Origin of the sequence: Streptomyces sp. NPDC003247 (genome assembly GCF_042888135.1) — a bacterium.
Taxonomy (GTDB): domain Bacteria; phylum Actinomycetota; class Actinomycetes; order Streptomycetales; family Streptomycetaceae; genus Streptomyces.
Window position 1 is genome coordinate 95,779 of sequence record NZ_JBIAPF010000005.1, and the last position, 20,675, is coordinate 116,453.

The window sequence follows — 20,675 nt, forward strand, 5'->3', positions numbered from 1 at the left end:
CCACCCCACCCGGGCCCGCCCCCGGAACCCTCCCCGTCCCCGATCCCGCCGGGCCCCGAGCCGGTCCCCGCCCCGGAACCGGGACCGCCGCTGAGCTGACCGGAAGGCGGTAGGCGGAACGGCCGCGGACGGCGGGGGCGCAGGCAGCCGCGCCCCCGCCGAACACGGCGTGAACGCCCGTCGGGCGCCTACGCCGGCACCTCCGACCGGTCCCCGCCCCACAGGGTGTGGAACGCCCCGTCCCGGTCCACCCTCCGGTACGTGTGCGCCCCGAAGAAGTCCCGCTGCCCCTGGGTGAGGGCCGCGGGCAGCCGCTCGGCGCGCAGCGCGTCGTAGTAGGCGAGCGCCGCGGCGAACCCCGGCGCGGGCACGCCCTGGAGCGTCGCGGACACCAGCACCTCGCGCCACGCGTCCTGCGCCGCGGCGATCTCCGCGGCGAACGTCTCGTCCGACAGCAGGCTGGGCAGGTCCGGCCGCGCGTCGTACGCGGCGCGGATCCGGTCGAGGAAGGCCGCCCGGATGATGCAGCCGCCCCGCCAGATCGCGGCGACACCCCCGAGGTCGATGTCCCAGCCGTACTCGTCGCCGCCCGCGGCGATCTCGTGGAAGCCCTGTGTGTACGACACGATCTTCGAGGCGTACAGCGCCTGCTCCACCCGGTCCGCGAAGGCCTGTGCCTCGGCCCGGTCCAGCGCGGCCGGCTTCGGCCCGGCCAGCCCCCGGGACGCCTCCCGCAGCGCCGCGTGGCCCGACAGCGAGCGCGCGAAGACGGCCTCGGCGATGCCCGACACCGGTACACCGAGGTCCAGCGCGATCTGCACGGTCCAGCGCCCGGTGCCCTTCTGCTCCGCCCGGTCCACCACCACGTCCACGAAGGGCGCCCCCGTCGCCGGGTCCACGTGCGACAGCACCTCGGCCGTGATCTCGATGAGGTACGAGTCGAGCCGGCCGGTGTTCCAGGTGCGGAAGACGTCCGCGATCTCGGCGGGGGAGTATCCGGCGACGTCGCGCAGCAGTTGGTACGCCTCGCCGATCAGCTGCATGTCCGCGTACTCGATGCCGTTGTGGACCATCTTCACGAAGTGCCCGGCGCCGTCGGGACCGACGTGGGTCACACAGGGCGCCCCGTCCGCCGCCTTCGCGGAGATCCTCTCCAGCATCGGGCCCAGTGAGGCGTACGACTCCGTGGAGCCGCCCGGCATGATGCTCGGTCCGTGCAGGGCGCCCTCCTCACCGCCGGAGATGCCGGTGCCGACGAAGTGGATGCCCCGCTCGCGCAGTGCGCGCTCCCGGCGCCGGGTGTCGGCGAAGTGCGCGTTGCCCCCGTCGATGATCATGTCGCCGGGCTCCAGCAGCGGGGCGAACTCCTCGATCACCGCGTCGGTCGGCCCTCCGGCCTTGACCATGATCACCAGGCGGCGGGGCCGCTCCAGCGCCGCCACGAACTCCTCGGCGGTCTCGGCCGCGACGAAGTCGCCCTCGTGCCCGAACTCCTTCACCAGCGCGTGCGTGCGCGCCGCCGTCCGGTTGTGCACGGCGACCGCGTAGCCGTTGCGGGCGAAGTTGCGGGCGAGGTTGCGGCCCATGACCGCGAGTCCCGTGACGCCGATCTGGGCTGACGTGCTCATGCTGTTGGCTCCTCAGGGGTCCTGGTGGTCCTGCTCGGTGCGGTGGTGCCCTGTGCTCGGTGGTGCCTTGTGCTCGGTGGTGCCTTCTGCTCGGTTGTGCCCTGTTCTCGGTGGTACCGGTCGTAGCGCTCGTTCCCCGCCGGTCCCGTGCCGCTCGTTCCCCGCCGGTCCCGTGCTGCTCGTTCCCCGCCGGTCCCGTGCCGCGGACCATCCTGGCGTGGCGGTGGGCCGACCGCACGTCCTGACACGGTGGCGCGCGCCCGTCCCCCGCGCGTCCCGGCCGGCGTGGGCCCGGCTCGCACGTCTCCTGGGTCCCACCGTCGCGCAACAGGGGGCGCGTACCGGGCGAGTTGAGACAGGGCGGCCGATAGTCGTCTTGTCCCGGCCGCTTGACAGCCCTTACTTTTGCCCCTCCTGACGCATGTCGAGGGGGATCTCCATGGCCGTACGCGGCCGGCACCGCCGGTATCAGCCGAACAGGATCAACCGCGCCTCGCTCACCGTCACGGCGGGCGGCGCCGGCATGGCCCTCCCGCTCATCGGAACCGGCGCCGCGCAGGCAGCCGACGTGGGCACCTGGGACAAGGTCGCCGCGTGCGAGTCGAGCAACGACTGGGACATCAACACCGGCAACGGCTACTACGGCGGGCTCCAGTTCACCCAGTCCACCTGGGAGGCGTACGGCGGCACCCGGTACGCGCCGCGCGCCGACCTCGCCACCAAGGACCAGCAGATCGCCGTGGCCGAGAAGGTGCTCGACGGCCAGGGCCCCGGCGCCTGGCCCACCTGCTCGGTCCGCGCCGGACTGACCCGGGGCGGCGACACCCCCGACATCGACCCCGGCGGCACGGCGAAGAAGACCGCCGGGACATCCGCTGGAAAGGCCGCCGGCAAGACGGCCGGGAAAACCGCCGGGAAGACGTCCAAGAACTCGCTCAAGGACGTCCAGCCGCAGGCCACCCCCCAGTCACGGGCCGGCACCGCCGAGATGTACACGGTGGTGCGCGGCGACACCCTCTCCGGCATCGCCGACGACCAGGACGTCCGCGGCGGCTGGCGGCGGCTGTACGCCGGCAACCGGACGACCATCGGCGCGGACCCCGACCTGATCGTGCCGGGCCAGCGGCTGGAGCTGCGGCAGGGTTCCTCGGGCACCGGGGCGGCGAACGGCAAGGCGACGACCGGCAAGCAGGACGGCAAGACGAAGAGCACGCAGCAGAAGAGCGGCGCGGGCAAGAGCGCGGAGAAGAAGGCGACCGGGAAGAAGAAGTCGTCGGCCGGTCACGCCCTCGTCGCCCCGGTCAGCGCGGCCACGGGCACGCCGTACCACGCCACGGGCTCCTCCTGGTCGAAGGGCTACCACACCGGCGTCGACTTCCCCGTCGCCACCGGCACGTCCGTGCAGGCCGTGGCGGCGGGCAAGGTGGTGAGCGCCGGCTGGGAGGGTTCGTTCGGCTACCAGGTCGTCATCCGGCACTCCGACGGCCGCTACTCGCAGTACGCGCACCTGTCCGCCATCTCCGTGCGGGACGGGCAGTCGGTCGGCGCCGGCCAGCGCATCGGCCGCTCCGGCTCCACGGGCAACAGCACGGGCCCGCACCTGCACTTCGAGGTGCGGACCGGGCCCGGATTCGGTACGGACATCGATCCGGTGGCCTACCTGCGGGCCGGCGGCGTCACGATCTGACGCGTGCGCGGTGCCGGACGAGGACGGGCATCGGGACGTACGGGCCGCCGTAGACCGGTACGTACCCGGCGGTCGGCGGTTCGGCGGCGTCGTCGGACGCCGCCGCCACCGGCTCGCCCCGGGGCTGGGCCGGTACGAACGCACCCTCGCGGACCTCGCCCGCCGCCGCCCGGGTCTCCCGCACGACCGCCCGGGCCTCCCGCACGGCCTCTTCCCGGGGCGCCGCGTCCTGCGGCTCCGGGGAGCCGCCGGGCAGCCCGTCCGCGGCCGCGGGCATCCGCTCCGGCTCGGGCCGGGGTTCCGGCCCGGGGCCCGCGAGCCGCTCGGTCGTCAGGAGGATCAGGCCACCGGCCGCCACCACGCCGCAGCTCAGCGCGAGCACGGTGCCCGTGGTGCCGTAGCGGAAGGTCTCGCCGAACATCGTGATGCCGACCGCTGCCGCCACCACCGGGTTCACCACGGTCAGCGTCGCCAGCGGGGCCGCGAGACCGCCGCCCCGGTAGGAGGCCTGCGACAGCAGCATGCCGGCCGTGGCCAGCACGCCGATCACGGCGAGGGACGGGAGGTCGGCCGCCGAGACGCCACCGGTCCAGTCGACGGCGACGGTCTTGGTGAACACCGACGACATGCCGAAGGCTATGCCGGACGCGGTCGCCAGCAGCATGCTGCGCACCGCCGGGTGCCGGTGCGCCGCCCGCCCGGCGACCATCAGGGCCACCACCGCGCCGCCGGTGACGACCGCGGCGCCCACCCGCTGCGGGGTGCTGAGCGACTGCGCGTCGGCCGCGCCGACCAGGGACAGCAGACCGGCGAGACCCACCGTCGCCATGATGGCGCCCCGCCAGGCCGTCGCCCCGGCCCTGCGGCCCACGAAGAGGGCGGCCATCGGCAGGGCGACCACGATCGTCAGCGCGCCCAGCGGCTGGACCAGACTGAGGGGACCGTAGGCGAGCGCCACGACGTGCAGCAGCCCGCCCAGGCAGTTCAGCCCCACCGCCGCCCACCAGGCCGGCCGGCGCAGCGGCGCGTACTGCTCGCCGGGGGAGGAGACCGCGACCTGCTCCTGCACGATCGCCCCGGCCGCGTAGGCGACCGCGGACACGAGTGACAGGACCACGGACAACGCGAGGGCGCTCATGAGCTGCTCCTCTGCGCGAGGCGGGGGGCCAGGGCCCGGCGCGGCGAACGGTCGGCTTCCATACTCAACACGATGCCTTGTCGATCTGTTCCCGTCGTCGTACCTGAGCACTCAATGGGTCCTACTGCCGATGTAGTACCAGGGGACCACAGTCCTCCCCAAGGGGGGTGATATTCGCCGGATGCCACCCGATACCACCCGATACCACCGGATGCCACCGGATCCCGACGGTTGCCGACGGTCGTCGGCGGACCCCCGGTCTCCGGATCCCCGAACCCCGCCGTGTCCGGCCGATCACGCCCGCGGCCGCCCGCCCTGGTACTACTGCCCCTCGTGGACCTCGACCCCGACCTCGCCGCCCTCCGCCGGCTCGGCGGCTTCTTCGTCCTGCGCACCACCGCACCCCCCGCGGCCACGGACCCGGCCCGGCCCCTGCCGACGCTCGCCCGCGTCTACGCGGACGTGCCGGCCGGCGGCCCGTCGCACGGACCGTCGCACGAGGCGGCGCCCGAGCCACCGCACACCCCACCACAGGGACCACCACACACCCCACCGCACCCCCCACCGCCCGCACCACCGGACGCCCACGCCCATCCGCTGGCCTTCCGCGTCCGCAAGGTGGCCCTCGCCCTGCGCACGTCCGAGACGCGGACGGCCGCCTCCGTCGCGCAGCAGGGACTGGCGGCCCGGCTGTGGTCGGTGGCGCTCGGCAGCGCCGCGCTCTACGGCCGTCTGCCCGACCTGGACCCGGGGCTGCTGCGCTGGGACCCGGACGGGAGCGCCCCGGACGATCTGTGGCTCACGGAGGTCCGGGCCCGGCCCGCCACCGCGGGCGCCCTGGCCGACGCGGTGCTCCACGGGCACCTCGAACCGCTGGCGGCGGCCCTGCGCGCCCGCCACCCCGTGGCCCCGGGGCTCCTGCGCGGCAACGCCGCGTCGGCGCTGGCCGGCGCGGCCCGCGGGCTGGGGGAGTGGGCGCGGGCGCACGGCCGTACGGACGTCGCGGCCCGCTCCCGCACGCTGACCGCGGAGCTGTTCGCCCACCCCCTGCTCGCGAGCACCGGCCTCCGCACCGGCACCGCTTTCCGGCGCCGCAGCTGCTGCCTCTACTACCGGGTGCCCGGCGGGGGCGTCTGCGGGGACTGCTGCTTCCCGAGCCCCCCGCGCTCTTCCCCGCGCGCCCCGTCTGGGTGACCATGAGGGAACCGGCCGCGGCGATTGGGGGGTTCCGGGTGCGAGTGGGACTGCTGACCCGGGAGTATCCCCCGGACGTGTACGGCGGCGCGGGCGTCCACGTCGAGTTCCTCGCCCGCGAGCTGCGGGGTCTGGTCGACCTCGACGTGCACTGCTGGGGCGAGGGGTCCTCGGCGGACCGGGCGGGCGGGGTGCTGCGCCACCGGCCCTGGTCCGCCCTCGACGGGGCCAACGACGCCCTGCGCACCTTCTCCGTCGACCTCGCCATGGCGGCCGCCCTCGAAGGCCGCGAGCTGGTCCACTCCCACACCTGGTACGCCAACCTGGCCGGTCACCTCGCCAAGGAGCTGTACGGCGTCCCGCACGTGCTGACCGCCCACTCGCTGGAGCCCCTGCGCCCCTGGAAGGCCGAGCAGCTCGGCGGCGGGTACGCCCTCTCCGGCTGGGCCGAGCGGACCGCCGTGGAGGCCGCCGACGCGGTGATCGCGGTCTCCGGCGCGATGCGCGAGGACGTCCTGGCCTGCTACCCGGCCCTGGACGCGGACCGGGTCCACGTCGTGCACAACGGCATCGACACCGCCCTGTACCGGCCCGACCACGGCACCGACGCCCTCGCCCGCGTCGGCCTCGACCCGTCCCGCCCGTACGTGCTGTTCGTCGGCCGGATCACCCGTCAGAAGGGCGTCCCCCATCTGCTGCGCGCCGTCCGGGACATCGACCCGGCGGCCCAGGTCGTGCTGTGCGCGGGCGCGCCCGACACCCCCGAGATCGACCGGGAGTTCCGCGAACTGTTCGAGGAGCTGGGCCGGGCCCGGGACGGCGTGCACTGGATCCCGCGGATGCTGCCGCGCCCGGAGGTCGTCCAACTCCTCACGCACGCCGCCGTGTTCGTCTGCCCGTCGGTGTACGAACCCCTCGGCATCGTCAACCTGGAGGCGATGGCCTGCGGCACGCCCGTCGTGGCCTCGCGGGTCGGCGGCATCCCCGAGGTCGTCGAGGACGGCGCGACCGGGCTGTTGGTCCCCCTTGGGGAGGGGGACGAGGAGTTCGAGGCGGGTCTCACGCGGGCGCTGGACTCCGTCCTCGGCGACCCGGAGACCGCGCGCCGCATGGGCGAGGCCGGACGGGTCCGCGCGGTGGGCGAGTTCGGCTGGGACGCGGTGGCCCGGCGCACGGTCCGGGTGTACGAGGAGATCGTCAAACAGGCGTAGCGCGCCCCGTTCGGGGCAACCATGGTGCACGACTCGGGTGAGGGGAGCGGCGATGCGTCGTGGGGGACCTTCGGTTCTCGGAATCGTGCTGGCGGGCGGGGAGGGCAAACGGCTGATGCCCCTCACGGCGGACCGTGCGAAGCCCGCGGTCACCTTCGGCGGCACCTACCGGCTCGTCGACTTCGTGCTGTCCAACCTCGTCAACGCCGACATCCTGCGCATCTGCGTCCTGACGCAGTACAAGTCGCACTCGCTGGACCGGCACATCACCACCACCTGGCGGATGTCCAGCCTGCTCGGCAACTACATCACCCCGGTCCCGGCCCAGCAGCGGCTCGGCCCGCGCTGGTACCTCGGCAGCGCGGACGCCATCCTCCAGTCGCTGAACCTGATCCACGACGAACAGCCCGAGTACGTCGCCGTGTTCGGGGCCGACCACGTCTACCGCATGGACCCCCGCCAGATGCTCGCCCAGCACATCGACAGCGGGGCGGGCGTCACGGTGGCCGGGATCCGGGTGCCGCGTGCGGAGTCGTCGTCCTTCGGCGTCATCACCCCGGGCTCGGACGGGCAGACGGTCGAGCGCTTCCTGGAGAAGCCCGCCGACCCGCCGGGCCTCGCCGACGACCCGGAGTGCGTGTTCGCCTCCATGGGGAACTACGTCTTCACCACCAAGGCCCTCGTCGAGGCGCTCCACCGCGACGCCGAGGACCAGGCCTCCGTGCACGACATGGGCGGCTCCCTCCTGCCCCAGCTCACCCGACGCGGCCAGGCCCGCCTGTACGACTTCGGCGACAACCACGTCCCCGGCGAGACCACCCGCGACCAGGGCTACTGGCGGGACGTCGGGACGCTCGACGCGTACTACGACGCCCACATGGACCTGATCGCCGAGCGCCCCGCGTTCAACCTGTACAACCGCAGCTGGCCCATCTACACCCACTCCAACCAGCTGTCCCCGGCCCGCTTCAACGCGGGCGGCATCGCCGGAGAGTCGATCATCAGCGCGGGCTGCCTCATCCGGGGGCAGGTCACCCGCTCCGTGCTGTCCCCGGGGGTCGTGGTCGACCCCGGTGCCGTCGTCCAGGGGTCGGTCCTGCACGACAACGTCCACATCGGCCGGGGCGCGGTGGTGCGCGGGGCGGTCCTGGACAAGAACGTCGAGGTACCGCCCGGCGCCACCATCGGGGTCAACCCGGAGCGGGACGCGGAGCTGTACTCCGTGTCCCAGGGCGGGGTGATCGCCCTCGGGAAGGGCCAGCGGGTGTCCTAGGAGTTGTCCCCAGGCCCTGTCGGCAGGGACGCACTCTCTCTTTCACCAGTTGTTTACTGTGCGTAACATGATGGTGCTTGACCGTAATCGCCCGAAGGCGATTGACTGCTGCCTCACCCGTCGTCGAAGCGCGAGGCAAGCCCGTGACTGCTGATGATCTGCTGGCACCCCTCGACCTGGCGTTCTGGAACATCGAGTCGCCCGCGCACCCCATGCACCTCGGCGCGCTCGGCGTGTTCACGGCGCCCTCGCCCTCCGCGGGCGCCCACGCCGCCGATCTGCTCGCCGCCCGCGCGGCCGCCGTCCCCGGACTGCGCATGCGGATCCGGGACGTCTGGCAGCCGCTCGCCTTCGGCGGCGCGGTGCGCGAGCCCGACCCGGACTTCGACCCCCTCCACCACGTCCGGCTGCACGCTCCGGCCGCCGACTTCCAGGCCGCGGCCGGCCGGCTCATGGAGCGCCCGCTGGAACGCGGCCGCCCGCTCTGGGAGGCCCACGTCCTGCCGGAGGAGGGCGGCGAGCGCTTCGCCGTCCTGTTCAAGTTCCACCACGCCCTCGCCGACGGCCTGCGCGCCCTGACCCTCGCCGCGGCCGTGCTGGACCCGTTGGACCTGCCCGCGCCCCGGCCCCGGCCCGCCGGGCCGGACCGTCCGCCGCTGCACGACGTGCGCAGACTGCCCGGGCTGCTGCGCGGCGCCCTGTCGGACGTGGGCCGCGCCCTCGACATCGGCGCCTCCGTCGCCGTGCACACCCTGGGGCGGCAGTCGACGGCCGCGCTCACCGCCGGACCCACCGGAACCCGCCGTACCGCCGGTGTCACCCTCGACCTCGACGACGTGCACCGCGTCCGCAAGGTGGTCGGCGGCACCGTCAACGACGTCCTCATCGCGGTCGTGGCCGGCGCCCTGCGCCACTGGCTCGACGAGCGCGGCGACGGCAGCGAGGGGGTGGCGCCCCGTGCGCTCATCCCGGTCTCCCGTCGCCGTCCGCGCACCGCGCACCCGCAGGGCAACCGGCTCTCCGGATACCTGATGCGGCTCCCCGTCGACGACCCGGACCCGCTCGGGCGGCTCGCCGCGGTCCGCGCCGCCATGGACCGCAACAAGAACGCCGGACCGGGCCGGGGCGCGGGCGCCGTCGCCCTGCTCGCCGATCACGTCCCCGCTCTCGGCCACCGCCTCGGCGGGCCCCTGGTCGGCCAGGCCGCCCGGCTCTGGTTCGACATCCTGGTCACCAGCGTGCCCCTGCCCAGCCTCGGCCTGAAGCTCGGCGGCAACCCGGTCACCGAGGTCTACCCGTACGCCCCGCTCGCCCGCGGCCAGGCCCTGGCGGTGGCCGTCTCCACCTACCGCGGCCGCGTCCACTACGGCCTGGTCGCCGACGCCGAGGCGGTGCCCGACCTCGACCGGTTCGCGCGGGCGCTGACCGGGGAGGTGGAGACGCTCATCACGGCCTGCGGCTCTTGACCCGTACGGGTTTGGAGGTGTGGCCCGGCGCTCCGTAAACTTCCCCGTTCGACAGCGGGCGCGGTCCGAGCGCCGCACGGGTGAGCAGGGAACGGCAGCGCGATGACGGTGACAGAGGGCGGCTCGACGACCGCGGACGAGGTCGTGCGCACGGCCGCCGACGAGGTCGGGTACGCGACCGCCGACGAGGTCGGGTACGGGCCCGGTATCGACCCCGAGCGGCTCGCCGTATGCCTGGCCGTGCTGGAGGAGCTCGACAAGCTGGAGGTCGACCACCCCGACGCCATCGCCGTGCGCCGGGCCACCGCCGGTGTCTACCGCACGGTCAAGCAGCGCCGCCGCCAGGAGCGCCGGGCCGCCAAGACCGCGCACGACAAGGCGGTCACCGAGGCCACCGCGACCGGCTCGGCCCAGCGCATCGACGACGAGACCGAGGGCATCCTGCCGTCCTCGATCACGGAGGAGGGCAGGATCGCGGGGATACTCCAGCGCCCGCGCTCCTGCTACACCTGCAAGAGCCGGTACGTCGAGGTCGACTACTTCTACCACCAGCTCTGCCCGGACTGCGCCACCGAGAACCGCGCCCGGCGCGACGCCCGCACCGACCTCACCGGCAAGCGCGCCCTGCTCACCGGCGGCCGCGCCAAGATCGGCATGTACATCGCGCTCAGGCTGCTGCGCGACGGCGCGCACACGACGATCACCACGCGCTTCCCGAAGGACGCCATCCGCCGCTTCAAGGCCATGGACGACTCGGCCGACTGGATGCACCGTCTGGAGGTCGTCGGCATCGACCTGCGCGACCCGGCGCAGGCCGTGGCCCTCGCCGACCGGGTCGCCGAGGCGGGCCCCCTCGACATCCTCATCAACAACGCGACGCAGACCGTACGCCGTCTGCCCTCCGCCTACGCCGCCCTCGTCGAGGGCGAGAGCGCCCCGCTGCCCGCCGGTGAACTGCCCGCCCACCACGTCATCGGCGCCTTCAACTCCGGTGCGGTCGACGGCCTGGCCGCGCTGCCCGTCGGGATCAGCGGCCTGGACGCGCAGAAGGTCGCCGACCTCGCCCTCGTCGCCGGCAACGCCAGCGTCGCCCGGCACCTCGACGGCACCGCCATCGACGCGGGCGGCCTGCTCCCCGACGTCGTCGACACCAACACCTGGGTGCAGACCATCGAGCAGATCTCCCCGGTGGAGCTCCTCGAGACCCAGCTGTGCAACTACACGGCGCCGTTCATCCTGATCAGCAAGCTCCGCCCGGCGATGGCCGCCGCCGCCCGGAAGGCGGCGAGCGGGCGCGCGTACGTCGTGAACGTCTCGGCGATGGAAGGCGTCTTCGGCCGCGGCTACAAGGGCGCGGGCCACCCGAACACCAACGCCGCCAAGGCGGCGATGAACATGGTGACGCGGACCAGCGCCCAGGAGATGTTCCAGACCGACGGCATCCTCATGACCTCGGTGGACACCGGCTGGATCACCGACGAGCGCCCCCACTACGACAAGCTGCGCCTCGCCGAGGAGGGTTTCCACGCCCCGCTCGACCTGGTCGACGGCGCGGCCCGGGTCTACGACCCGGTCGTGCGCGGCGAGGCCGGCGAGGACCTGTACGGCGTCTTCCTCAAGGACTACGCACCCGGCAAGTGGTAGACGAGGAGCGGCCGTCGGGCCGCTCACGGCCTCCGTCCGCCACCGTCGGCGGTCACCGCTGTAGTCCGTTCGGGTGAAGCCTAAAGGGCGTAACAGTGGGCGAAAAGGTTCAATTCACCTGCGGGGACACATGGGTGACTTGCCATGGTTACCCCAAATTTTCGGCCCTATCGAGCGCCCCTCCGCTCATTTGGTTAATCTGTAGCGGACGGACAGCAGAACGGAGTGCCACCCACACCCACGGTCCGTCACGGGACAGCCGGTTCACCACGGCCTGCTCTCCTCGGAAACGCAGGCGCCACCGCGTCCGAACCGCCTTCAGACAGACAGACCCGAGGACGCGCCGAGCGCCGGACCGATGCAGACCGACCGGCACGCCCGAGGGTGATCCGACACATAAGGAGTGCGCGGTGACACCGGAGACGACGAATCGCGAACAGCGCCCCAAGGAACGCGCGGAGCGCGCCGGCCGCAGGCCCGGAGACATCGGCAGCCTCGACGTGTGGGCCCGCTCGGCCCCCATCCGTCTCGCGGGCTACGAGGAGGACCTCGCCGAGCCCCACATCCTCCCCAGCGTGGACTGACCCCGCGCGGGTGAACCCCCTCGCGATCGCCTGACGCACGGGCGTGCGTGTGACACGCCCGTGCAGACCCCGCCGCCCACCCGAACGACACGCGGAACGGCTCCGGTTGACACCGGGCCGAGCCGACGGGTCCGGGCGGCGGGCCGATTCCGGTCGTATCACCGCCGTACGTCAGGAACCCGGCGGGCCGGGCTCGGGGCCGGAGCCACCGCCTGCGCGGCCGCCCCCCTCGCCGAGCTGGGCCCGCAGCCACTCCTCCACTGCGCCCACGTGCGCGGCCGCCGCCGCTCGTGCCGCCTCCGGATCCCGGGCGGCCAGGGCGCGGTGGATCGCCGCGTGCTCACGGCGGGTGCGGGCGAAGGCGCCCTCCTCCCGGTAGCCGCGCCAGACCCGGGCGCGGAAGGTGCGGGAGGAGAGGCCCTCCAGGACCGCCGCCATGGTCTCGTTGCCGGCGGCCGCCGCGATTTCCCGGTGGAAGGCGAGATCGTGGGCCAGGATCTCCTCCGGGTCGTCCGTCGCGTTCATCGCCGCCAAGTGGCCCTCCACGACCGCCAGTCGCTCCGGGGTGATGCGGGCCGCGGCCAGCGCGGTCGCCGTCGACTCCAGCACCCGCCGCACCTCCAGCAGTTCCACCAGCCGCGGGCCGCGCGACAGATCGGCCACCACCCCGAACGTCTCCAGCAGGTCGCCGGCCTGAAGCTGCGTCACGTAGATACCGGAACCGTGCCGCACCTCCAGGACGCCCAGCACGGTCAGCGCCCGGATCGCCTCCCGCATCGAACTGCGGGAGATGCCCAGCTGCGCCGCGAGGTCGCGCTCGGTGGGCAGCCGCTGGCCCGGCTCCAGCAGCCCCTCCGCGATCATCGCCTTGATCCGCTCGATGGCGCGCTGCGTCACCGTTCCCCTTGGGGCGGCGGGCCCGCCCGGCCGGCTCCCGTCGGCCCCGTCGGCCTTGTTCACGTCGTCTCTCCCGTCACCGGCGCGTTCTCTCCCGGCACCGGTGCGCCGCAGTCTAGCCACTGATGTGGTCCGACCACTTGGGGCATGAGAGCGACAATCTGCCGTGTCGAGGGTGTCGGGGACGGCAAGTGGTCTGATAAATATGCGGCATGGCGTCCTCGACCCCCGCCCGCGTCACCGCGGTCGACACCCACGACATCCGCTTCCCCACCTCCCGCGAACTCGACGGCTCCGACGCGATGAACCCGGACCCCGACTACTCGGCGGCCTACGTCGTGCTGCGCACCGACGCCCCCGACGGCCACGAGGGACACGGGTTCACCTTCACCATCGGCCGGGGCAACGAGGTCCAGGTCGCCGCCGTCGAGGCGCTGCGCCCGCACGTCGTCGGCCGGTCCGTGGACGAGCTGTGCGCCGACCCGGGCACCCTCAGCCGCGCCCTGGTCGGCGACAGCCAACTGCGCTGGCTCGGCCCCGAGAAGGGCGTGATGCACATGGCGATCGGCGCGGTCGTCAACGCCGTCTGGGACCTCGCCGCCAAACGCGCCCGCAAGCCCCTGTGGCGGCTGCTCGCCGACGCCGACCCCGAGTGGCTCGTCGGCCAGGTCGACTTCCGGTACCTCTCCGACGCCCTCACCCCCGACGAGGCCCTCGACCTGCTGCGCCGCGGACGGCAGGGAGCGGCCGAGCGCACCGCACGACTGCTGTCCACCGGCTACCCCGCCTACACCACCTCCGCCGGCTGGCTCGGCTACGACGACGACAAACTCACCCGCCTCGCCCGCGAGGCCGTCGCCGACGGCTTCCGGCAGATCAAGCTCAAGGTCGGCGCGGACCTCGCGGACGACGTACGGCGCTGCCGCGTCGCCCGGTCCGTCGTCGGCCCCGACATCCGGCTCGCCGTCGACGCCAACCAGCGCTGGGACGTCGGCGAGGCGATCCGCTGGACCCGCGCCCTCGCCGAGTTCGACCCCTACTGGATCGAGGAGCCCACCAGCCCCGACGACATCCTCGGCCACGCGGCCGTCCGCGAGGCGGTCGCCCCGGTCAAGGTCGCCACCGGCGAGCACGTCCAGAACCGCGTCGTCTTCAAACAGCTCCTCCAGGCCGGCGCCCTCGACATCCTCCAGCTCGACGCGGCCCGGGTCGGCGGCGTCAACGAGAACCTCGCGATCCTGCTGCTGGCGGCCCGGTTCGGCGTGCCGGTCTGCCCGCACGCGGGCGGCGTCGGACTGTGCGAACTCGTCCAGCACCTGGCGATGTTCGACTACGTCGCCCTCTCCGGCACCACCGAGGACCGCGTGATCGAATACGTCGACCATCTGCACGACCACTTCCTCGACCCCGTGGTGATCAGGGATGGTCACTACGCGGCACCCACCGCGCCGGGCTTCTCGGCCGCCATGCGGCCCGAGTCGATCGCGCGGTACACGTTCCCCGGCGGCACCTTCTGGGCCGCCGACCTGGCGGCGCACGAGAAGGAGCGGACGGCATGACCGACTTCGACGGACTCAGGGCCTTGGTGACCGGCGGCGCCTCCGGCATCGGCCGGGCCACCGCCGACCTGCTGGCCGAACGCGGCGCCCGGGTCGCCGTCCTCGACCTGGACCCGACGGGTGTGGACGAGCCGCTGCGCGGCTACCGCGCCGACGTCACCGACGACCCCTCCGTACGCTCCGCCGTCGCGGCGGCCGTCGCCGACCTCGGCGGCCTGGACGTCCTCGTCAACAACGCCGGCATCGGCGCGCAGGGCACCGTCGAGGACAACGACGACGCCGAGTGGCACCGCGTCCTCGACGTCAACGTCGTCGGCATGGTCCGCACGGCCCGCGCCGCCCTGCCCCACCTGCGCCGCTCCGCGCACGCGGCGATCGTCAACACCTGCTCCATAGCCGCCACCGCCGGCCTGCCGCAGCGCGTGCTCTACAGCGCCACCAAGGGAGCCGTCCTCTCCCTCACCCTCGCCATGGCCGCCGACCACGTCCGCGAGGGCATCCGCGTCAACTGCGTCAACCCGGGCACGGCCGACACCCCGTGGATCGGCCGCCTGCTCGACGCCGCCGACGACCCGGCCGCCGAACGCGCCGCCCTGGAGGCCCGCCAGCCCACCGGCCGCCTGGTCAGCGCCGCCGAGGTCGCGGGTGCCATCGCCTACCTGGCGAGCCCCCTGTCCGGCGCCACCACCGGCACCGCCCTCGCCGTCGACGGCGGCATGCAGGGCCTGCGCCTGCGCCCGGCGGAGCGCCGGTGAACACCCTCGGCCGCAGCGGTGTCCGGGTCACCCGCCTCGGCCTCGGCACCGCCGGCATCGGCAACCTCTACACCGAGGTCGGCGACGAGCAGGCCCACGAGGCCGTCGCCGCCGCCTGGCGCCAGGGCGTCCGCTACTTCGACACCGCCCCCCACTACGGCCTCGGCCTGTCCGAACGGCGGCTCGGCGCCGCCCTGCGCGAGCACCCGCGCGCCGCCTACACGGTGTCGACCAAGGTGGGCCGCCGCCTGGAACCGGCCGACGGCACCGGTGACGACCTCGCCGACGGCTTCGCCGTGCCCGCCACCGCCCGCCGCGTCTGGGACTTCACCGCCGACGGCATCCGCCGCACCCTGGAGGCGAGCCTGGACCGCCTCGGCCTCGACCGTGTCGACGTCGTCTATCTCCACGACCCCGACGACCATGCCGAGGAGGCGTTCCGCGAGGGCTATCCGGCCCTGGAACGCCTGCGCTCCGAGGGCGTGGTCGGCGCGATCGGCGCCGGCATGAACCAGACGGCGATGCTCACCCGCTTCGTCCGCGACACCGACGTCGACGTGGTGCTGTGCGCGGGCCGGTACACCCTGCTGGAACAGGGCGCGCTCACCTCGCTCCTCCCCGCCGCCGCGGCACGCGGCATCTCGGTGGTGATCGGCGGTGCGTTCAACTCGGGCCTGCTGGCCGACCCGGGAGCGACCGCCACCTACGACTACGCGCAGGCCCCGCGCGAGGTGATCGAGCGGGCCCGGCGGCTCAGCGCCGTCGCCGAACGCCACGGCACCACCCTGCGGGCCGCCGCCCTCTCCTTCTGCGCCGCCCACCCGGCCGTGGCGAGCGTCCTGGTCGGCGCCCGCTCGGCGGCCGAGGCCGACGACTGCGCACGGCGGTTCGCGGCGACGGTCCCGGCCGCCTACTGGCGAGAGCTGCGCGAGACGGGCCTCCTGCCGCCCGACGCGCCCGTCCCCGCCGGGGAGCCGTCATGAGGACCGCCGTCCCACCCGCCGTCCCGCCCGTCGTCCCGCCCGTCGTCCCGCCCGCCGTCCCGCCCGCCGTCCCACCCGTCGCCCCGCCTGCCGTCCCACCCGCCGTCCAGCCCACCGTCCCACCCGCCGTGCGGGAGCCGCGATGACGGTCGACGCGCACCACCACGTCTGGGACCTCTCCGTCCGCGACCAGGGCTGGATCGGCGGCGACAGCCCGCTCCGGCGGGACTTCGGCCTCGCCGACCTGGCACCCGAGGCCCGCGCCGCCGGCGTCGACCGCACGGTGCTGGTGCAGACGGTCACCGTGGCCGAGGAGACCCCCGAACTCCTCGCCCTGGCCGCCGCGCACGACCTCGTCGCGGGCGTGGTCGGCTGGACGGACCTCACCCGCCCCGACGTGGCCGACGAACTGGCCCGGCTGCGGGAACTCCCCGGCGGCCACCACCTCAAGGGCGTCCGCCACCAGGTCCAGTCCGAAGCCGACCCCGACTGGCTGCTGCGCCCGGACGTCGGGCGGGGACTGGCCGCGGTCGCCGACGCGGGCCTCGTCTACGACCTGGTCGTCCTGCCCCACCAGCTCCCGGCCTGCGTCCGGGCCGCCGCCCGCCACCCCGGCCTCACCTTCGTCCTCGACCACCTCGGCAAACCCCCCGTCGCCTCCGGCGCCCGCGAACCGTGGGAGTCGGACCTGCGCGCCCTCGCCGCCCTGCCCAACACGGCCGCCAAACTCTCCGGCCTGGTCACCGAGGCCGACCCCGCCGGCTGGACGCCCGAGGAGCTGCGCCCGTACGCCGACGCGGCCCTGGAGGCCTTCGGCCCGCACCGTCTGATGTTCGGCTCCGACTGGCCGGTGTGCACCCTGGCCGCCTCCTACGGCGAGGTTCTCGCCGCCGCCCGGACGGTGACCGGCGGACTCGGCGCCGCGGAGCGGACCGAGGTCTTCGAGGCCACCGCCGCCCGCCTCTACCACCTGTGATCCAGCGCCGTCAGCCGGGTCGGCGGCAGGTACTCCCGCACCACGGTCCGCTCCCAGCACGCGCCCGTCTCCCGCAGCTCCCGCCAGGTCGTGTACCGGTAGCGGAAGAGGCGGGCGCGGACGTAGCGGGGCGGGCGGTCGGGCGGGAAGGGGGAGCGGCGCAGGAGGCGCAGCGTGGCGCGGTCGTTCTCCAGGAGCCGTTCCACGAGCGCGCCGAACCAGGAACCGGCGTAGGCGGGGGAGAGTGCGGCGAACCACATCATCCAGTCCAGCCGCAGGTGGTAGGGGGCGAACTGGCGCGGCCAGCGGCGCGGGTCGCCCGGCTTGCCCCGGAACTCGTACTCCCGCCAGTCGGAGTCCTCGCGCGGCATGTCGTCGAGGGTGCCCTCGATCACCACCTCGTGGCGGACACGGCTCACGCTGCCGAACGCGCCGTAGGTGTTGACCAGGTGCAGCGGGTCGAAGGAACGGTTCATGACCTGGCCGCGGGAGAGCATGTTGAGCACCGGGCGGTGGCTGAGGAACAGCAGGAACGCGGCCACGGCGAGCACCACCACGACGTACCACAGCGGGGCGTCCGGCAGGGGCGGCGGCGCGCCGGGCAGGGCGAGCGCGGGCACCGCCAGCACGATGGTGATCCAGTTCAGCCAGGCGAAGTTGCCCGACAGCACCAGCCACAGCTGGGTCAGCACCATCAGGGACGCGGCGGCCGTCGCGACCGGCTGCGGGGCGAACAGCAGGAACGGCACGACCAGCTGGACGACGTGGTTGGCGGCCACCTCCACCCGGTGCAGGGGCCTGGGCAGGTGGTGGAAGAACCAGCTCAGCGGGCCCGGCATCGGCTGCGTCTCGTGATGGTGGTCCAGGCAGGTCAGGTTCCGCCAGCAGGGGTCGCCCCGCATCTTGATCAGGCCCGCGCCGAACTCGACCCGGAACAGGATCCAGCGCAGCAGGAAGAGCACCACGAACGGCGGGGCCACCTCGTCGTTGCCGAGGAACACCGCGAGGAAGCCGGTCTCCAGCAGCAGTGACTCCCAGCCGAAGCCGTACCAGGTCTGGCCCACGTTGACGATCGACAGGTACAGCGCCCACGGCACCAGCCACAGCAGCATCGCGCCCCACAGCGGCAGGAACCCGTCCAGCCCCGCCAGCAGGGCCGTCGACACCGCGCAGCCCGCCCACGCGCAGACCGCGAAGAAACGGTCCGAGTAGCGCCAGTGGAACAGGCTCGGCGCCCGCCGGAACGGCACCCGGGCGGTGAAACGCGGCACCGGCAGCATCCCCCGCTCACCCATCAGCGGGCGGAACTGCCGGGCCGCCGCCAGGAACGCCACGAGATACACCCCGGCCAGGGCCCGCTGGAAGACCAGCCGGCTCGTCCAGTACTCGGGTGCGGTGAACCACTCCACGGCCGTGCGCTCCTCTCCCCATTGTCCCGCCGGTCACTGCCCGTGCTCCACGCCCCCGCCCCCGTGACCCACGCGCTCCGGCGGCCTGCCGCACCCCCTACGCCTTCCCCCGCCCACCGGTCGAAGAATCCGGCAAACCCTGGCAAGGTGGGCGCATGGTTGATCGGGGAGCGAGTGCGCTGTCCTTCCCGGACGACTGGCCCGCCCACCCGGACCCGATCCTGGCGCTCAACCGCATGGGCAGCTTCGACTGGGACCTGGACTCCGGGCTGTTCCACATGGACGCCCGTGCCCACGAGATCTTCGACATCACCCCGGAGGAGTACGACGGCCGCCCGGAGAGCCTGTCCGAGCGCGTCCCGCCGACGGAGGGATTCCGTCTGGACGCCCTGGTCGCCCAGGCCATCAAGGACGGCAGCGAGAACTACGGCGCCTACTTCCGCGTCCGCCGCCGCGACGGCAGCCTGTGCTGGACGCACACCCAGGGCTGCATCCGGCGCGACGGCACCGGCCGCCCCCGCCGGATCATCGGCATCGTCCGCGACGCCGCCGAGGAGATCCGGGACCTCGCGGCCCGCCGTCAGGAGGCAGCCCTCGACGTCGCGCGCCGTGAGCAGACCAACGTCGTCCAGCTCACCACCGCCGCCCTGGCGCACGCCCGCACGGTGCAGGACGTCATCGACGTGCTCAAGGACACCCACGGCCTCACCCACCTCGGCGCGGCCAGCCTCGTCATGGGCCTGGTCGAGGCCGGCCGCATCCGGATGATCGCCGAGGGGCCCGAGGGCAGCTTTGTCCCCGGCACCCTGGTCACCCGGATCGACGAGCCGTACCCGATGAGCGAGGTCGTGCGCACGCTCACCCCGCGCTTCATCGAGTCGCCGGACGAGTTCGCCGCCGGCTACCCGGTGCTGTGGCCGCACCTCACCGACCTGCGGATCACCTCGGCCGCCTATCTGCCGCTCATCGTCCAGGCCCGCCCGATCGGCGCCATGGGCCTCCTCTACAACGACCGGCGCGGCTTCACCCCCGAGGAGCGCAACATCCTGGTCGCCCTGGGCAGCAGCATCGCCCAGAGCCTGCAACGGGCCATGTTCTACGAGCAGGAGAAGGACATCGCCCAGGGCCTCCAGCGGGCCATGCTGCCCCGCACCATCCCCGGCGTGCCCGGCGCCGACGTCGCCGTCCGCTACCGCGCCGCCACCATCGGCGGCACCCACGGCCGGGACATCGGCGGCGACTGGTACGACCTCATCCCGCTGCCCGGAGGCCGCGTCGGCGCCGTCATCGGCGACGTGCAGGGCCACGACACGCACGCGGCCGCCGTCATGGGCCAGCTGCGGATCGTGCTGAGGGCCTACGCCGCCGAGGGTCACACCCCGGCCACCGTGATGGCCCGTGCCTCCGTCTTCCTGCACGAACTCGACACCGACCGCTTCGCCACCTGCCTGTACGCGGAGGCCGACCTGTCCACCGGCGTGGTGCAGGTGGTCCGGGCGGGCCACATCGACCCGCTGGTGCGGGGCGCCGACGGCACCTGCCGGCGCGTCACCGTACCCGGCGGGCTGCCGCTCGGCCTGTCCGCCGAGTTCGGCAGCCTCGCGTACCCGGTCGCCACCCTCGAACTCGACCCCGGGCAGACCCTGCTGCTGTGCACCGACGGCCTCGTCGAACAGCCCGGCACCGACCTCGACGACGGCATGCGCGCCCTCACCGCGTTCGTCGCCGCCGCCCCCGACGACGTCCGCCGGCTCGCCGACCTCCTCATCGACATGGCCGAGGAACGCGGCGGCGACGACGACGTCGCCCTCCTCCTGCTGCGCCGCCGCAGCCCGGACACCCCGCGGACCGGGGGCCGGCTCCAGCAGCACGTCGCCCCCGGCGACCCCGAGGCCCTCACCGGGGCCCGGCACATGATCCGCGCCGCGGTCCGCGCCTGGGGCGCGCGCGACCGCGCCGACGAGATCGAACTGATCGCCGACGAGCTCATCACCAACGCCCTGATGCACACCGAGGGCGCGGCGATCGTCACCGTGCGGGTCCTGAACGGCACCGGCCGCCGGCTGCGCGTCGAGGTCGAGGACTCCTCCAGCGCCCTGCCGCGCCGCCGTGAGGCGGGGGAGTCGGGCATGTCCGGACGGGGCCTGCTCCTGGTCGACCTGCTCAGCGACGGGTGGGGAGTGGAGGCGCGGGGCGGCGGCAAGTGCGTGTGGTGCGAGTTCGCGGTGGGGCGGCGGACCTGAGCGGCGGGTGCGCCGATGGCACCCTGGA

16 protein-coding genes are annotated in these 20,675 nt (G+C 73.9%); 12 read left to right on the plus strand and 4 right to left on the minus strand.

Annotated elements, in window-relative coordinates:
• Window positions 1–188: 188 nt before the first annotated feature.
• On the minus strand, window positions 189–1,628 hold the full coding sequence (gene gndA, locus ACFYWQ_RS17990) for an NADP-dependent phosphogluconate dehydrogenase (protein ID WP_389517599.1): 1,440 nt from the start codon (window positions 1,626–1,628) through the stop codon (window positions 189–191).
• A gap of 439 nt (window positions 1,629–2,067) precedes the next feature.
• Between gndA and ACFYWQ_RS17995 the strand changes: the two genes are divergently transcribed.
• Window positions 2,068–3,315, plus strand: a complete 1,248-nt coding sequence (locus ACFYWQ_RS17995) for a transglycosylase family protein (RefSeq protein ID WP_389517601.1) — start codon at window positions 2,068–2,070, stop codon at window positions 3,313–3,315.
• On the opposite strand, the gene ACFYWQ_RS18000 is transcribed toward ACFYWQ_RS17995, so the two are convergent.
• Window positions 3,305–4,453, minus strand: a complete 1,149-nt coding sequence (locus ACFYWQ_RS18000) for a DMT family transporter (RefSeq protein ID WP_389517603.1) — start codon at window positions 4,451–4,453, stop codon at window positions 3,305–3,307. The genes ACFYWQ_RS17995 and ACFYWQ_RS18000 overlap by 11 nt on opposite strands.
• 333 nt (window positions 4,454–4,786) lie before the next feature.
• On the opposite strand from ACFYWQ_RS18000, the gene ACFYWQ_RS18005 reads away from it, so the two are divergent.
• From ACFYWQ_RS18005 to ACFYWQ_RS18030, 6 genes are all read left to right on the plus strand, one after another.
• Entirely contained in the window at window positions 4,787–5,647 is an 861-nt protein-coding gene (locus ACFYWQ_RS18005; protein ID WP_389517605.1) for a (2Fe-2S)-binding protein, read from the plus strand.
• 38 nt (window positions 5,648–5,685) lie between these two features.
• Window positions 5,686–6,858, plus strand: a complete 1,173-nt coding sequence (gene glgA / locus ACFYWQ_RS18010; protein WP_389517606.1) for a glycogen synthase — start codon at window positions 5,686–5,688, stop codon at window positions 6,856–6,858.
• Between the two features lie 52 nt (window positions 6,859–6,910).
• Window positions 6,911–8,131: a glucose-1-phosphate adenylyltransferase gene (gene glgC, locus ACFYWQ_RS18015; RefSeq protein ID WP_389517608.1), complete on the plus strand. Its 1,221-nt coding sequence runs from the start codon at window positions 6,911–6,913 to the stop codon at window positions 8,129–8,131.
• A gap of 143 nt (window positions 8,132–8,274) precedes the next feature.
• Complete coding sequence (locus ACFYWQ_RS18020; protein ID WP_389517610.1) at window positions 8,275–9,597, plus strand: wax ester/triacylglycerol synthase family O-acyltransferase; 1,323 nt, start codon at window positions 8,275–8,277, stop codon at window positions 9,595–9,597.
• A gap of 102 nt (window positions 9,598–9,699) precedes the next feature.
• Window positions 9,700–11,241, plus strand: coding sequence for an SDR family NAD(P)-dependent oxidoreductase (locus tag ACFYWQ_RS18025; RefSeq protein ID WP_389517612.1), 1,542 nt, complete (start codon window positions 9,700–9,702; stop codon window positions 11,239–11,241).
• Between the two features lie 410 nt (window positions 11,242–11,651).
• On the plus strand, window positions 11,652–11,825 hold the full coding sequence (locus ACFYWQ_RS18030; RefSeq protein ID WP_389517614.1) for a hypothetical protein: 174 nt from the start codon (window positions 11,652–11,654) through the stop codon (window positions 11,823–11,825).
• A gap of 171 nt (window positions 11,826–11,996) precedes the next feature.
• On the opposite strand, the gene ACFYWQ_RS18035 is transcribed toward ACFYWQ_RS18030, so the two are convergent.
• Window positions 11,997–12,785: a FadR/GntR family transcriptional regulator gene (locus ACFYWQ_RS18035; RefSeq protein WP_389517615.1), complete on the minus strand. Its 789-nt coding sequence runs from the start codon at window positions 12,783–12,785 to the stop codon at window positions 11,997–11,999.
• A gap of 149 nt (window positions 12,786–12,934) precedes the next feature.
• On the opposite strand from ACFYWQ_RS18035, the gene ACFYWQ_RS18040 reads away from it, so the two are divergent.
• The 4 genes from ACFYWQ_RS18040 (at window position 12,935) to ACFYWQ_RS18055 (ending at window position 16,995) form a co-directional block, all read left to right on the plus strand.
• Window positions 12,935–14,281: an L-fuconate dehydratase gene (locus tag ACFYWQ_RS18040; protein WP_389517617.1), complete on the plus strand. Its 1,347-nt coding sequence runs from the start codon at window positions 12,935–12,937 to the stop codon at window positions 14,279–14,281.
• A complete protein-coding gene (locus ACFYWQ_RS18045) occupies window positions 14,278–15,036 on the plus strand; it encodes an SDR family NAD(P)-dependent oxidoreductase (protein ID WP_389517619.1) in 759 nt (252 codons plus the stop codon). The genes ACFYWQ_RS18040 and ACFYWQ_RS18045 overlap by 4 nt, the downstream gene beginning before the upstream one ends.
• A complete protein-coding gene (locus ACFYWQ_RS18050; protein ID WP_389517621.1) occupies window positions 15,033–16,019 on the plus strand; it encodes an aldo/keto reductase in 987 nt (328 codons plus the stop codon). The genes ACFYWQ_RS18045 and ACFYWQ_RS18050 overlap by 4 nt, the downstream gene beginning before the upstream one ends.
• A 142-nt stretch (window positions 16,020–16,161) precedes the next feature.
• Complete coding sequence (locus tag ACFYWQ_RS18055) at window positions 16,162–16,995, plus strand: amidohydrolase family protein (protein WP_389517623.1); 834 nt, start codon at window positions 16,162–16,164, stop codon at window positions 16,993–16,995.
• On the opposite strand, the gene ACFYWQ_RS18060 is transcribed toward ACFYWQ_RS18055, so the two are convergent.
• Window positions 16,983–18,404, minus strand: coding sequence for a lipase maturation factor family protein (locus tag ACFYWQ_RS18060; RefSeq protein ID WP_389517625.1), 1,422 nt, complete (start codon window positions 18,402–18,404; stop codon window positions 16,983–16,985). The two genes, ACFYWQ_RS18055 and ACFYWQ_RS18060, sit on opposite strands and share 13 nt — an antisense overlap.
• 155 nt (window positions 18,405–18,559) lie before the next feature.
• Between ACFYWQ_RS18060 and ACFYWQ_RS18065 the strand changes: the two genes are divergently transcribed.
• Entirely contained in the window at window positions 18,560–20,647 is a 2,088-nt protein-coding gene (locus ACFYWQ_RS18065) for a SpoIIE family protein phosphatase (RefSeq protein ID WP_389517627.1), read from the plus strand.
• Window positions 20,648–20,675: the final 28 nt, after the last annotated feature.